Source organism: Phormidium sp. FACHB-592 (genome assembly GCF_014695795.1).
Classification (GTDB): Bacteria; Cyanobacteriota; Cyanobacteriia; order Leptolyngbyales; family Leptolyngbyaceae; genus Stenomitos.
In genome coordinates this window covers 386,724-400,615 of sequence record NZ_JACJOZ010000074.1, presented here as the reverse complement: position 1 = coordinate 400,615, position 13,892 = coordinate 386,724, and the positions used below count along the sequence as shown (strand labels likewise).

Here is a 13,892-nt window from a genome sequence, read left to right as displayed (position 1 = left end):
TATGTTTCGCCACCGCGACAATCAGATCACATTGGATGATTTAACTCTGCCGCTAGCCTTCTGGCAGCTACAAGAACCGGGTTACGTGCTACCGAACGGCGCGATCGGTCGTGAGTATACGCCTGATACAGAACACGTTGTTATCTATCCTGTGGGCATGATGGGTGCTGACTTGCCGTGGACAGATGGCGACACCTACCTAAGTAAAGTTGAGCAATACGAAGCCGCTTACACCGCATACCAGGCAGAGCAACCACCGTTTGTCGATGGCGCAACATTTCCACGCTGGCAGAAATTGACAGATGCGCTCCGCAGTTCTGACTTGTTCTCAAAAGCCTACTCAGCATCAACTTCTGCCCCTGGTGCATGGAGTCTTTTGCTAGCATCACTGAACAGTAACAGTCCTGCTGACGACATGGGGCGATGGAAAGACTTTGAGTTTGCGATCGCGCAATTACGCCTAGCACTAGGAGAGGACGACTTTACCGCTGAACAGGTAGAGCGATTTAACAACATCCTTGCCGAGTGCCAGTTTGATGCCGCGATCGTCTAACCCTACTCAAGATTAGATTGCGACTTGCTGACCAGCTTGCCATCGCTGAACGTGGCAAAAATAACACCGTCACCTCTAGCCGTCCACTTCCTAATCTCGGTTGTGCCTGCTTGACTGACAAGCTCACCCTTGAACCCGATCACGTTGCTAGCCTGCACAAAGGTTAAGCTCTCGATCAAGCAAGTCTCAAACACTTCTTTAGTCGTCTGCGTTGTCTCAGGGTCGCACACTGGGTTATCAGGTACATCAACCACTACCGTTGTGCCTGTAGCGTCTACCTTGCCGATGTTGCTGTCCTTCGCAGGCTTTGCCGCTTCAGTCGGACTAGGAGACGTTTCAGGTGATGAGGTAGGAGAGGGCGCGATCGTCTCTGGCGTGGTCGAGGCGATCGGCTCCGGTGCTTTTGCCGTGCTGCATCCACTGATGCTGATGACTGCCAACAATGCTGCCAAGATTAGCGGTTGATTCTTGCTCACGAGGGTAAGGGTAGGGGACGCTACTACCATGCCCCTGATCATCCAGAAAAGCTCAAAGGTGCAGAAAGTTTTTATCGCACATCATTTGCCGTGTTAGCCTTAAATCTGTACACCACTATTATAATATCTGGTTTACGCAAATGGCAGGCAGAAAGAAGCTCGATCGCGCAAATTTACACGCCAGAGTAGCGCCATCTACAGGTGAAAAACTCAAGCAGATAGCCTTAACTCTTGGTTACACGTATAATGGCGAAGGTTCTACTGGACAGTTGCTAGACGCGATCGCGGATGGCGATGTGATTCTAATAGCGTCAAACAAATCTTCTAAAAGTGGTTGACGCTTTTATCTATACCTGACATACTAAAAGGGTAGAGAGCGAGAAAAAACAGATGAATGCTAACGACCTTAAATTGACTTTGTTTGGCAACCAGTACAAAGGGCAGAAGTCTCGCAACGTGTTTCATATGTGCGGCACATTAAGAGAAGAACTAGGCGCTGAACTCTTTGAAGCGTCAAACAACCTCAACTGGCTGATGAGTACCGGACGGCTAAATCCTCCTTACTTGCTAGCGCTGCGTGAAGGCACCGCTCAACAAGTTTGTAACGTCATTGTTAACTTGCAAGGCGTTGTGAGCGAAACAAACATGATTAAAGCGGTCGAAAGCTCAATCAAGCCTGTCAAAGTATGAATGATGATGACGACTTAATTTGGTTAGAGGCTTGGCTAAGTTGTTGTGATAATGCCTTAGCCAATTTTTTATTGACTGCTGAATTTGGCAGCGTGGCAGACGCTCATTATTTTCTTCGGTGCTTCAAGCGTGCCAAAACTGCGGCTATTGAAAGCCTGAAAGAAGTAATTATTTTTGACTAAGTCATCGTGCAAGTTTCGCGCAAAATAGAGTCATGGATCTAAAAGCCGCGATCGCGCAAGCCCTTGCCACACAACAGGAAACCGTGATCGGTCGTGCCTTGAGACTGGGCAGACCAGGAGACACGATCGATGTATCTATTCCTAACTCTAATGCGACGATACGGGCACGGTGCGCGACTGAAGTTAACAGTGGCACAGTGACAGTGGTGAAAACTTTACAGGGTGCTTGGGCATTTTGTAGCACGGCACCGCAGACGGTTGTTAACTTGCCAGGTGCCTTCCTGAAGGTGCGACCGAAGCTTAACCCTGTGCTAACAGGTCAAATTAAAATCCTGTTTAGTCGCGTGATTGATGGCGATCTGGTCTTTTTCATTGGTGGTGACAGAGAAACGCCTGATCAAATCTTCACGCTGCCACTTTCCGCCAATATACGGGCTTCTAGTCTGACGAATACCGGGGTAGATGCCGATGACTGGGTTGTTGGCATCGCATGGCGGGACGGTCAAGATGCAGGCTTGGAGCCATTAACCACCGTCGTTAATTTAACACCAGCCAGAGAGATGCGCTTAGGAGCAAGCCGCGAAAACTCTTATCTAGAAGCAAGGGGTAGCGGCTTCTGGAGTAGCCCTCTAATTGCTTCATCCACAATCAACCCCTTGATCATTGGCGCTATCTATGGAGAAACATCAACATCTAGCGAGTCTGGCACCCCGTCAAATGCAACTTACACACTTCTTACCCCAACGGTGCTCAGTGGTAGTTTAAACAGCGTCACCAACGGGACTGACATCAATAATCAGACGAGTTTAACAACCGGATCTAGTTCTAACAAAGGGTTTGCATTCTGGGATCAGGCGATCGCAGTAGCAGTAGGTAACACCGACTGGAATCGCTCTCAGATCATCGTCAATGGTTTAGTAGTTGACGGTCTATCAGACAACAGACACACAGGCAGCGTTTACGTTGCGCCTGATTTGCAGAAAGCAGCGACGACGATCGACCGCACTACTCGCGTTGAAACGGTAAACAGTCAGACCTTCACCGAGCAGCGACGGTATGACCTCTGGGAAACTTATCTGTGTGGTGATCAGCGAGCCTTGGTCATATCGCGTATTGAAACAATTGATCGAGAGGTCAACAACAATGGAGTCGTGAGAAACATCAGCACAGGTAGCTTCTCGCTAGTGTCGGTCGATCGCTCTGGCAATTTGCCTGATGCACCACTGTCCCAGCCCCTTAGTGATCTGTTGCTGGTCGATCGCCGCAACGACTCAACCTTTAACCTAGTCGGGGATGTCGTGTGGGAGGCTGACATCAACAACCGCAATAACGATCCATCTAATTCAAACTTCTTTAACGCCATCAAGCAAGGTAACGTTGAGCTGTCAGTAAACGAATACGACTTAAACAGCGATATGGCTACGCCAACCACAACCACAAGTAACGTGTTTAAATTAGTTGACGATAACTCTTTGCAGATTATTGCAGCCTCGTACCATCCGTGAACTACCAGACACCGACCGCTAGGCGGTACGGTGCTGGCTTCCAACTTCAACCGGAACAGCCTTAGACACGGAAGATTTCCTTCCAACCCTCGGACTTACATTCCGTCCATTGGCAGTAGCGCTAGTTCCTAACGCTAATACTCGTAAGCCTTCATCTCGAATATTGATAGCCGCATTGATATCTCTATCGTGCTTTGTCTGACAGCTAGAACAAGTCCAGCTACGAACATCAAGAGACAGGCTACCGACTTGATTGAGGCAAACGTGACAAGTCTTACTCGACGGGAAAAACCGACCGATTTCTAGATAGGTCTTTCCGTCTCTTTCCGCCTTGTATTTCAGTTGACGAGTGAACTCTGACCAGCCACAATCGCTAATTGCTTTAGCTAGACAGTGATTCTTAACCATGTTCTTGACTGCCAGATTCTCGACAACGATGACTTGGTTTTCGTTCACCAGTTTGCGAGATAACTTGTGTTGGAAGTCCTTACGAGAATTTGCAATTCTTTCATGCACCCGTGCTACGATGCGTCGGGCTTTCTTTCTGCGATTTGAGCCCTTCTGTTTACGAGATAGTTTCTGTTGCTTTCGTTTTAGATTCTTAGCGCGTTTTTTCAACGGCTTAGGATTGTCAAACTTGGAACCATCAGAAGTAATCGCAAAGTGAGTCAGTCCCACATCAATCCCGACCGCTTTACCATCCGAAGAAACTTCGACATCAGGCAATTCATCATCAAATAGCAGGGAGGCGTAATACTTCCCTGCATGATTCATACTTACCGTAACTGTCTTGATTCTCCCCTCAAACGTGCGATGAATCTTGGCAGAAACAACGCTTAGCTTGCCGGGAAACTTCAGATGGCTTTCATCGACAATCTGAACTTTTTGCGGGTACTGAATCGATTGTTTATCATGCTTTGACTTGAAGTTAGGGAATGATGCCCGTCCCTCAAAGAAGTTGATAAACGCTCTCGATAGGTTGAGCGAGACGCTTTGCAGCACTTGGCTGTAGGTTTCACCCAGCCATTCATACTCTTTTTTGAGCGCAGGTAATCGGCTATTCATCCCAATCTGAGATAAGCCTTTACCCGTCTCTTTGTAAAGCTCATTCGTTGCGCTCAGTGAATTATTCCAGTACCAACGCGCACAACCAAACGCCTTAGAAAGCGTCTCCTTTTGCTCGATGGTTGGATAAATTCTGACCTTGACAACGTTTTTCATATTGTTATTTTAGCACAAACCATATTTACCGTAACTTCGGTGTACCGTATAAGAGATTGGTTGCTTCTTGCCTATCCGGTTTGTTCTTCAGCTTCGGTAAAGACCATAAACCGGACGGCAAGAAGCAACCCTGGCTTTCATCCCGACGCTCAATTAAAGATTAGAGCGCGGGACTTCCCGCCGATTAGTTAAAACCCTTGCGGCAGATTCGCCAATACCTTCCGCAGCAGTACCGGGATTCGTAGATAACGACCCAGATCTAACTTCATTCCATCGCAAGTGACTCTGCCGTTATCGATCTTCTCGCTCCAGCTATTGCCGAAGATGATGTATTGTTTGCCCCTGATCCAGCATAGGTCGCCTTCCCGGTAAGCCCGGTTGTAGCGGATGTCGGGCGAAACGCTAGCCGATCGCTCACTGTTGGTAATCGCTAAATCCAACTCGGCAGCAGCCCTCGCATCCTCTGTGAAGCGTGTGGTGTAACTCTTAGATCCTCGCTCAATGCGACTGGTGTACAACGGTGGCGATCCTGGGGTCAGTCCTTCTACTTCCAACAGATACTTAAAGTTAGGGTCAACCACTGCCTTTTGTGGGTTGATGCTGGAGTTAAGCACGATCGCGTCTGACGATAAATCATGCGTCGGTGGTCGTCCATTCACCTTCTCAGTGTTGCCGATACCTAACCCGTTTTTCAGGTTGGTGCCTTCGCTGTTCTGGGTGATAGTGGTGCGATCGTATGCCTCTTGCCCTTTCTGATTAGAGGTAATTGAGACACTAATGTTTTGCTCGAAAATGCGTCCTGTGGTGATCAGGGGCAGAGGCTTCTTGGCTGTGCTGTCGGGATCCGGTGCTGTATACAGCGTGTTCTCATAGGTGCGCTGACGCAGGCAGAACTTAGCGGGTGGTTCATTCGGTGATACAGGCGTATCGACAAAATATGAATTGAGGTTGCCTAGCTCGTACTCAGTAATTTTTGTCGTTGGGGCAATCAAATTAAATTGATATGCAGCAATCTGTTTGGTAAAAACTAATCGTTTAGCGTCAGCGGCACCGCCAGTACCCGGTACCGAGGCTCTCGCCAACATCAGATCAAGTGTCTCAGGCTTCTCAGCGCCTTCACTTTTCAGTCGAGTTAACCGTGTGCCAGTCTCGCTAATCTTTTGCAGGTAGCCGGATGAGTCACGATCCCATACGGTTGTTGTTTCTTCGACTAGCTTCCAGAACGCAGCAGGGACTATGCCGCTTGTGTACAGTGTTTGTTTGACGGTTGAGCTTGAGTTTGTTACAGGATCTACAACGTTCACGTTCACGACACTGTAAACGTCCACACCAGCGAAGGCATAGCCGTATTTTACAAACCGAGTCTCGATCGTCGTACGTCCGATCGACTTCGTAATCGTTTGGTCTTTTGTTGGTCCACCATTATCGAACGCAAGCCCGATGCTGCGTAAGTCTGCCACAGGGTACGGGTCAACAGGGCTTTCTTTTGGATTCACTGTAACGCTGATACCAGCACTCTCCGATGCAGGCTCATTAAAGGTCAGCACCGACTTTTTGTAGACTTCGGCTAACTGAACACCGTGATACCGTTGCTCTTTGCCAGGATATGAGGTGCTAAACTCACCCAGAATATCGGCATCGCTGATCGTGTGCTGCTGGGTTGCGCCAAAAGTACGCAGCTCGATCGCGTTCGGGTTGCTCAGATAGGTAAAGCCCTGACTCAACCTGCCATACTCGTCCATCAGATTGGCAACGGTAGCAGTGGCAGCGTAGGACACATCAGGGGCGATCGTTACGCCCATTCTTGCCCCTTGCACGTTCAGCCCTACCTGTTGTGCGAGCGTCGCTACATCTGTCGTACTGAAGCCCTTGCTGCCAAGCTTCCGCATATAAAACGGCTCGCTCATCAGGTATTCGTGCCTACCTGTTAGCGATACGCTCACGTCGATTACGCCAGTAGGGAATAGGTCACGCGATCGCTCAGTAATCTCGCAGCTATCCACCTCAAAGCCCATATCGTAGAGCGTGATGGGTGTGCGATTGGCAAACGCTAGTAACACCTGATCGTAGTTAGCGAGTGACGTGGTGAACTTGAAGTTAGCAGTGGGATGCCCCTCAAAGCTGCGACTGTAACTGCACTCCCCTTCTAGGTTCCACTGTGAATAGATTTCTGGGTATGGTCCTGGTACTTCATCAGTGGGGAGATACTCAGGTGGATAGTGATCCAACACCCCAAAATAGGTCAGTGATGGCGGGGCTTCGTCCTCTCGCAGGTACACCGTTACCGTGTCGCCATTCTGTACAAACTCCCCTTGCTGTGGGTTGCCTGAGTCCACAGCAGGACGGTAGGAGGGATTGTTAGCAGTGGCTAAAGCGGTGACAATCGTGCCCTCTGGCAATATCACCGTACCAACGCCATCCACGACGACCACTGGTACTTGACCGCTGACCGCTAACGGTTGACCCGCAGTAAAGTCGATCGTGCTAAACGGTGCGCCTGCGTTTGTGGCAACACCGATCGAACTGAAAGAAGCGCCTGCGTATTGCTGTCTAGTGGCAGTGGGTAGGTTAGGGGATTCAATCAAGAACATCAGCGCCTTCTCTGCCCCTCAAAGAATGTGAACCTCACCCCATTGCCTTCTCTGCGGGATGTCAGTTCTAAGCCTGTCCTGACGTTGCCTGCTAGCCCTTCTATCTCCTCGAAATACCCTAGCCGTGTAGTGAAGCCTGTCAACCTGTCTTGTCTCTCTGGGCGGCAGTAGTCGAGGATGGTGATGAGTTGATAGGTGCCAGGGACGGATTGCGCGATCGACTCTAACTCTTCCAGCGCATAGCGGATTTCTTCACGACCATCGGTAATAGTCACCTCCATCCCTAACAGTGCGGTCGATGCTGTCAGTGTGGCAGAGGTGAAGCCATCTCTACGCTCTATCTGCTTCTGTCTGATTGGCTTGTAGTCTCCTGGTTGCACTCGCAGGATTAGTGCATTGGCAACAGTGTCGAACAGTGGGCATTCTTCGTCAGGGTTGTTGTAGGCAGCAACCAGATCGACAGGGCATGGAATCACTAGGGAGTTGATGAATGGCATTACTTAATACTTGCGAATGTTTTAGCTAACCCTGCATCTGTTTCTCTACGGACCTGTTTGATGACTGTTGCAGTATCCGGTCCGTTAATGTTTTGAGTGATTGAAGATTCGATCGGTCTGATCGCTGCCCCTGAAATCCGCTGCAACTCTGCCAATATCGCTTTGCTGTCAGCACTGCTAGTCGCTTGCTGCTGTTGTGTCGCTGCTGTGGTCGTCTGTGTAGTCATTTGTGATAGCTGCTGTTTAATCGCTTCAATCTGCGGGTTAATCGTCACCTGTGGCAACTGTGCTGCCGTTGGGTTAAGCCCACCGGGTAGGTTGAAATTGCCACCTTGTGTCGCCGCCTGTCGAATCTGTTGCGTGTTGATGCCTGCGATGCTTGTAGACCCAAGCCCCAAGCCCCGCAAAATCTCCTTCTGAAACTTGTTCTGTGCGGCTTCCTGCTGTTCTTTCGGCAATGCCCCAATGAGTTCGCCGCGTGCCTGATTGGTCTGACCCTGTTGGGTTACGTTTAAGCGGGCGCGATCGAACTCTGCCGCTGTGTCCTGTGTCTGTTTCTTCTGTTCCAGTAACAGTCCTTGTAACTGAAGCCCTAACCCTGCTGCCCTCTCTGCCTCGACCGCTTGCTGTGCTGCCGCAACGCCTTCCGGTGTGGCGTTGGGGTCTGCTTTAGCCTTTGCCAAGTCTGCCTGCGCTCTGGCGACAGAGGCTTGATTCTGAATCTGGGCAATCCGGTTCTGAATTTTTTCGTTTTCCAGTGCTAATTGGTTGCGCTGAATCTCATTCTCCAACGACTGACGCTCAAACTCTTGCTGTTGCTGTAGCGCCTTCAGTCTGGATGCAGCAGTTAATAGGACGATCTTCTCGCGTTCCTCATCTGTTTTAGCCCCTTGTGAAAGCAGGCTTAACCCGGTCTGAGCAAAGCCATTAAGTGCTTCTTGTAGTCCACGTCTAGCGCCAAATAGCTTATTCTGATTGTCCAGTGATGCAGTAAGCGCTTCCTGTAGCTTTAACTGATTCTGTAGTGGACGTATCTCGTTGTCAGCGGCAATCTTCGCCCGTTGCGCCTGTCTGTCTAACCGCTCAGAAACGACTCTGAATAGCGCCTGTTGCTGCTCAATCTCGTTCTTGACTAACCGACCAACTAAATCTGCTGACTTCTGGCGACTAGCGCGAATCTTGGCTTGCCTCTGTTCCTCCTTGCCTTCATCGTTAGACTTTGGCAGGGCTTCCAGTTGAGCGATCTTCTGTTTCTCTAGGGCAAGCTCCTGGGCGATCGTGTCCTTAGAGTTCTGTACCCGCAACAACCCTGCCTCAGACTCGCGTATCTGACGGGCAGCGACAAGGCGATCGACCTCTGTATTACGTTGTGTCTCAGCAATCTTAACGGCATCCAGTGCAGCAGCTTGAGCACGTTCGAGGATGGCAAGCCTGCGTGCTTCAAACTGCTCGATCGCTGCCGTGCGTTTAACCTGAATCTCTGCTTCTTGAGCCGCGATCGCCTCTAGCCCTTCCTTATCTTTAGGGTCAAGCTTGCTGCGCTTCTGGGTAAGCAACTGTTGCTCTTTGTCCAGTCGTGCCTGCGTAATCTTCAGCGACTCTGCGGCAAACTGTTGTTCTCCAACTAGCCCCTGTGCTTTGCGTCCCTCCAGGATCTTCTGCTGTTCATCAAAGTTCTGTAGCTGTAACTGATTCTCCTTATCTCGCGCCTCTTTGTTGAGCTTAGAAACCTCCGCTTCCTGTGTCTGCTGCTGTGTCTGTAGTTCCTTCAGGCGTGACTTGCTACCCGTGCCTTTGGCGATCGCTGCCTGTTCTGCCTTAATCGCTTTGGTGGTGGCTTCCAGTTGTTTCGCCAATTCCTCAGACCGGACGGCAGTGGTACGCTTCGCCGCTTCTGCTTCAGATATGGTGCCATTGTTCAATAGCTCCTGAATGTCAGACTGTTGTTTTTGGAACTCTTGTTTCTGCTGGTCAAGTGCTAGTTTGCGTGCCTTCGTAATACCGTCTTGCGCGGCTTGTTGCGTTGCCAACTCAGCAGAGCTATTCGCAGCAATCTTGGCTAGTTCTTCCTGTGCTTTTTCGGGGCTAATTGTGCCCAGCTCTTGCGCCTGCTGAAGTAGCTTAATGCGATCGTCCAACGCTTTCTTAAGTTCTGGTCCTTTAGCGTTCTGAGCGATAATTCTCTGTGTATTGGCTAACTGAGTCTCTAACTGCTGATAGCTTGTGCCTAGCTTCTCAGCTTGAATGACACCGAACTCTAGCCCCTCGCCTGCTTTCTTGCCACCTTCGGCAATTTTCTCGCCAATCTTGCCACCTTCTTTTCCTGTCTCAGCAACCTTCTCGGTAACGCTGGTGACGTTACTCTTAAGCGCATTTAACCCTGCCTGAATCGCTGCTGAATCAATACCTAGCGTTTTGGCTACAACTTGGAATGCCGGATTGTTAATCAACCCCTCAACGGTGCTAACCACTTTTGACACAATTTCGGTTTGAAATTTGCCAACATTACTAATAGTGTCGTTGAGGGCTTTTGACACATTTGTAATAGCGCCACCGACCAGATCAAAAGCGGGTTTTAATGCGGCACCGATAACAGTAGCTAGCTTACCGACGAGCCCAACAGTTACTTGGACAATACTGCCTAGCTGCTTGAAGTAGGCTATTGTTTGCCCCTGAATTAGTGCCGCCAATCCAGCACCTAAAGCCCCAACAAGCCGTAATAGTGGCTCGAAGAATTTGATTGTGTTGCCCACACCTTCAGCGACACCAAGCAACCCTTTGATGACATCACCAATCACAGGCGCAATGAACTCGATCGCGCCACCTAAGACGCTTGTGATTGATGCTCCAACATCGCCAATAGTGCTGATGACAATGCTTAAGCCTGAAGCCAGTCCACCGATAAGGAATTGAATGCCAGGACTAGTACTGAGTTCGGTAGAAGCATCAATGATGCCGCTAAAGGCTTTAGTCAACGACAGAAAAGCGGCAACACCAGGCTCAACAATTTTAGCGATCGCTCCAAACGTCGCGCCAATGATTTGACCAAGTGGAGCAATTAAGGTTGAAACAGTGGTGATTAAGTTTTGCACCACAGACGCAACCACTTGGAACGTGCCCCCAATAGCAGGCGCGATCGTTTGAAACGCTTGAGTTAGTCCGGGTAAAACATTTTGGGCAAAGGTGCTAAGGTTTGCGCTTAATGTGCCAAAAGTTTGTTGCACCTTCTGCAAGATGGTCGGCAGTACACCTTGGATCGATGCCCCGATTTGATTGGCAGCGTTAGCAACAGACTGGCTAGCACCTTGAGCGAAAGCGATAAACGTGTCTTTGTTGTCATTGAGAATCTTAAAGACAGCTTCAACACTTTTAACCAGTGGCACCAGCAGTGGCTTACCCGCTTCCCGCCCAATGATTTGAAAAACGTCTAAAACATTGGTTAGCTGACCAGATAGACTCTCCCCAGACAAAATTTTGTTGCCAGCCACGCTAACTTCTAGGCGTTTTAGCAGTTCCTCAACCAATTTGCCCTGCCCTTTAAGCTTGGCAATGTCGGGTCCAGTCAGCCCCAACTTCTTCGCTACCAAACTGTCAGCCCCTACGTCGCCTCTTAGAATTGACGAGATCTCCTGGTTTGCTTGGCTTAAGTCTAAGCCCGAAAGCTTTAATTCACTGGCAAATCCTTTTGTGAGAGAGGTTAGCGCCCCTTTGAGATCTCGCTTTGTTGCGTCAAACTGCCCCACGATCGCTGGCGTGTTGCGAAGCAAAACGTCGGTAACCCCTACGACCTGTTCGCTTGTCACACCCACAAGATCGACGCTCTGAAGCTCAATCTCTTTCGTTAAGTCGGTGATAAAGCCTTTTGTGGCTTGAATCTTCCCAAAAGCATCATCAATGCTCTTACCATCAACTTTGATTGTGACAGCGTTGGCAAGGTTGGTTTGACTGCTAAGAATCTGTGAGTTAAGTTTTTCAGCAGCCCCAACTGTACTGTCGAAAAAGCCTTTAGCCGACGCAGTGACAGCTTGAATTGCTGCCTGTACACCAAAAAAAGCAGCGCCAATGCTAGAGACAGCCGCAAGAACACCACCAGCCGCACCGCCGATGCCCGTAACGCTTTGGCTTGCTTCTGATGCTGCTTTACCAATACCGCTGAGACTCTTAGCAGCATTGCCGATCGGCACATTGCCAACGCTTTGCAATTCCGACTGAACTTTTCTGAGTTCAGCAGATGCATTGTTAACGACGGAGAGAATTAGTTGAAGCTTTCTATCTGCCAATTCTGCCTACTCTTGCATCGTGAGTACAATAGGAGTAGACGAGAACTCAAACCTAACCCAATTATGCCCTCTATCCATTGTGATGAGGGCATTTTGCTGTTTGTGGCTAGTTCAAATTAACTTGGCTTTTGCTTTTAAGTTTTTTGTCTTGAAACACTGCGGTAATAATTTGGCTATCCTTCCCAAGATCCCACTGCATGATTTCAGTTGCACCCGACTGACTCGCAAGCTCACCCTTGAACCCAATTACGTTGCTAGCCTGCACAAAAGTTAAGTCCTCAATCAGGCAAGTCTCAAACACTTCTTTAGTCGTCTGCGTTGTCTCAGGGTCACATAAGGGACTATCAGGAACATCTACGGTTACAGTCGTGCCCTGAGCATCAGCCTTGCCGATGTTGGAGTTAGGGTTTGCGGCGATCGAAGGGGATGTACTCGGTGAAGGCGTTGGGCTAGGGGGCACGCTTGCAGCAGGGGTACTGGATTTTGGACTGGAACCCGAACACCCGCTCAAAGCAACAACCAACACAGCGATCGACAACTTCTGGTAAAACCCCATATCCTTCACCAACGCAACTGCACTACAGTAGCTCAGTCGGCTAGGCAAATCACAGGGGCGATCGTACTAGCCGCCTCTTCTCGCTTGGTTCTTGCCCTGCTGTTTAAGCATTCTATACAACCTCTACCGCCGCGATACCGCAAACTATATCCTGTGTTTTGGTATGGATGCTTCACGCAAAGACAGCCCAAGTATCGAGGTGTGCCGTCCAGTTCAGGAGCTAGTTTGGTTGTTTCCTGGAAATAGAAAGACATTGGCACCATTGGAGTTTTTACTTTTGCGTTTATCTGACCACATTTGACGCAACTGCCATGCCCAACACGCCTAAGACTTTGCCCTGTCCCGCTGTAATCATGCCCACGCTTGCAAAGCCTGCCAAGATAAACCTTAGACTCATCGAAGACGTGAAGCTGGACAGGCTTGCTAATTGCAATTTTTTTGTCGGCTTTATCCTTAAGCCATTCTTTGATTTTGTCCCACTTCCGCAACATTCCTGGTAGCTCTAGCTTTAAGATTTCTTCTGCTAGCTGCTCGGCTCTATAGCCGCTAATGCTGTAGTTGTAAATTTTGCCTGCCTGCACCAGTTCTGAAGTTTTACGGCTTTTTTCTCGCCAATCATCGGTGTATTGAGGGGATACCCTATCGCAGATAGATTTAATCCAGTCAAGAGACTCAAATGTTCCATAGAAACACAATGTAAGGATGCCGTTTTTTCTTAAGTGAGCGCAACCATCCCCATCAAAAAAACCTTTTACATAAGCTAAGGAGTGTTCAGGGTTTAAATTATTGGGCGGCTGAAGCGTCAAGCTTTTTCTTGGTGTGATGTTCCAATGCTTCTCTAAATCGTCAAACCAATTCTGGCAGCAGCTAATGCTGATTGTTGCCGCCATGCTTGCTTTTATCTCTCTTCCTAAAATCTTCTTTTCTACTGCCTTCTTCTTGCTTATACTTACGCTGCCCGTGTACTTACAGTCTTTCGCAAACCGCTCTAGCAAGTAGCCGTCTGAATGAACAAGCGCGATCCTCAAAGTTTTTGTTTTGCCGATGGTTGATTGGCTTATGCATCCGTCAGCCGCAATCAGCCCTGCCCAATAGCAATTAAGCAGGTTAGGCTCCTCAAAAAACTCTTTGCTTGCTGAATGCTTACAAGCCCACCGCTCAACCTGAACACCTAGCTGGCATATTCTTTGCTTGATCGCCAGTTGAGTCCTGCCTGGTAGCAGGCTTGAAAGCTGTCTGGATGTTAGCCTCGGATAATTGCTTCTAATGATCTCGTCTTCTTGTTCTGCCCACAGATTCTTGTCAGGCATCAAGCCAAGCTTGAACGCTCTCAAATGAACA

The 13,892-nt window shown here is 49.1% G+C and carries 12 protein-coding genes; 5 read left to right on the top strand and 7 right to left on the bottom strand.

Features of this window, described 5'->3' with window-relative positions:
• Window position 1 precedes the first annotated feature (1 nt).
• Window positions 2-553, top strand: a complete 552-nt coding sequence (locus tag H6F86_RS20740) for a hypothetical protein (RefSeq protein ID WP_190450622.1) — start codon at window positions 2-4, stop codon at window positions 551-553.
• 2 nt (window positions 554-555) lie between these two features.
• Here the strand turns inward: H6F86_RS20740 and H6F86_RS20735 are convergent, their stop codons facing one another.
• On the bottom strand, window positions 556-1,029 hold the full coding sequence (locus H6F86_RS20735) for a hypothetical protein (RefSeq protein ID WP_190450616.1): 474 nt from the start codon (window positions 1,027-1,029) through the stop codon (window positions 556-558).
• Between the two features lie 140 nt (window positions 1,030-1,169).
• Here H6F86_RS20735 and H6F86_RS20730 point away from each other — a divergent pair, with 140 nt between their 5' ends.
• From H6F86_RS20730 to H6F86_RS20715, 4 genes are read left to right on the top strand one after another with little or no spacing between them, the layout of a single operon-like run.
• Window positions 1,170-1,367: a hypothetical protein gene (locus tag H6F86_RS20730; RefSeq protein ID WP_190450615.1), complete on the top strand. Its 198-nt coding sequence runs from the start codon at window positions 1,170-1,172 to the stop codon at window positions 1,365-1,367.
• Window positions 1,368-1,419: 52 nt separating this feature from the next.
• A complete protein-coding gene (locus H6F86_RS20725) occupies window positions 1,420-1,719 on the top strand; it encodes a hypothetical protein (RefSeq protein WP_190450614.1) in 300 nt (99 codons plus the stop codon).
• Window positions 1,716-1,901, top strand: a complete 186-nt coding sequence (locus H6F86_RS20720; protein ID WP_190450613.1) for a hypothetical protein — start codon at window positions 1,716-1,718, stop codon at window positions 1,899-1,901. Before H6F86_RS20725 ends, H6F86_RS20720 begins: the two co-directional genes overlap by 4 nt.
• A gap of 32 nt (window positions 1,902-1,933) precedes the next feature.
• Window positions 1,934-3,406, top strand: coding sequence for a hypothetical protein (locus tag H6F86_RS20715; protein ID WP_190450612.1), 1,473 nt, complete (start codon window positions 1,934-1,936; stop codon window positions 3,404-3,406).
• Window positions 3,407-3,424: 18 nt separating this feature from the next.
• On the opposite strand, the gene H6F86_RS20710 is transcribed toward H6F86_RS20715, so the two are convergent.
• The 6 genes from H6F86_RS20710 to H6F86_RS20685 all read right to left on the bottom strand — a co-directional run bounded on the left by H6F86_RS20710 (window position 3,425) and on the right by H6F86_RS20685 (window position 13,441).
• Window positions 3,425-4,627 (bottom strand): RNA-guided endonuclease TnpB family protein, encoded by a 1,203-nt coding sequence (locus tag H6F86_RS20710; protein ID WP_190450609.1) that lies wholly within the window; start codon window positions 4,625-4,627, stop codon window positions 3,425-3,427.
• 188 nt (window positions 4,628-4,815) lie between these two features.
• Window positions 4,816-7,218 (bottom strand): hypothetical protein, encoded by a 2,403-nt coding sequence (locus H6F86_RS20705; protein WP_190450607.1) that lies wholly within the window; start codon window positions 7,216-7,218, stop codon window positions 4,816-4,818.
• Entirely contained in the window at window positions 7,218-7,715 is a 498-nt protein-coding gene (locus tag H6F86_RS20700) for a hypothetical protein (RefSeq protein ID WP_190450605.1), read from the bottom strand. Before H6F86_RS20700 ends, H6F86_RS20705 begins: the two co-directional genes overlap by 1 nt.
• Entirely contained in the window at window positions 7,715-11,995 is a 4,281-nt protein-coding gene (locus H6F86_RS20695) for a hypothetical protein (RefSeq protein WP_190450603.1), read from the bottom strand. Before H6F86_RS20695 ends, H6F86_RS20700 begins: the two co-directional genes overlap by 1 nt.
• Before the next feature lie 106 nt (window positions 11,996-12,101).
• Window positions 12,102-12,551, bottom strand: coding sequence for a hypothetical protein (locus H6F86_RS20690; protein WP_206756063.1), 450 nt, complete (start codon window positions 12,549-12,551; stop codon window positions 12,102-12,104).
• Between the two features lie 32 nt (window positions 12,552-12,583).
• Window positions 12,584-13,441: a hypothetical protein gene (locus H6F86_RS20685; protein WP_190450600.1), complete on the bottom strand. Its 858-nt coding sequence runs from the start codon at window positions 13,439-13,441 to the stop codon at window positions 12,584-12,586.
• Between the last annotated feature and the right edge of the window lie 451 nt (window positions 13,442-13,892).

Coding starts and splice junctions, on each gene's coding strand:
- H6F86_RS20690 (WP_206756063.1), bottom strand. CDS start 12,551: ATGGGGTTTTACCAGAAGTTGTCGATCGCTGTGTTGGTTGTTGCTTTG.
- H6F86_RS20705 (WP_190450607.1), bottom strand. CDS start 7,218: ATGTTCTTGATTGAATCCCCTAACCTACCCACTGCCACTAGACAGCAA.
- H6F86_RS20730 (WP_190450615.1), top strand. CDS start 1,170: ATGGCAGGCAGAAAGAAGCTCGATCGCGCAAATTTACACGCCAGAGTA.
- H6F86_RS20740 (WP_190450622.1), top strand. CDS start 2: ATGTTTCGCCACCGCGACAATCAGATCACATTGGATGATTTAACTCTG.
- H6F86_RS20720 (WP_190450613.1), top strand. CDS start 1,716: ATGAATGATGATGACGACTTAATTTGGTTAGAGGCTTGGCTAAGTTGT.
- H6F86_RS20700 (WP_190450605.1), bottom strand. CDS start 7,715: ATGCCATTCATCAACTCCCTAGTGATTCCATGCCCTGTCGATCTGGTT.
- H6F86_RS20725 (WP_190450614.1), top strand. CDS start 1,420: ATGAATGCTAACGACCTTAAATTGACTTTGTTTGGCAACCAGTACAAA.
- H6F86_RS20715 (WP_190450612.1), top strand. CDS start 1,934: ATGGATCTAAAAGCCGCGATCGCGCAAGCCCTTGCCACACAACAGGAA.
- H6F86_RS20710 (WP_190450609.1), bottom strand. CDS start 4,627: ATGAAAAACGTTGTCAAGGTCAGAATTTATCCAACCATCGAGCAAAAG.
- H6F86_RS20685 (WP_190450600.1), bottom strand. CDS start 13,441: ATGGCGGCAACAATCAGCATTAGCTGCTGCCAGAATTGGTTTGACGAT.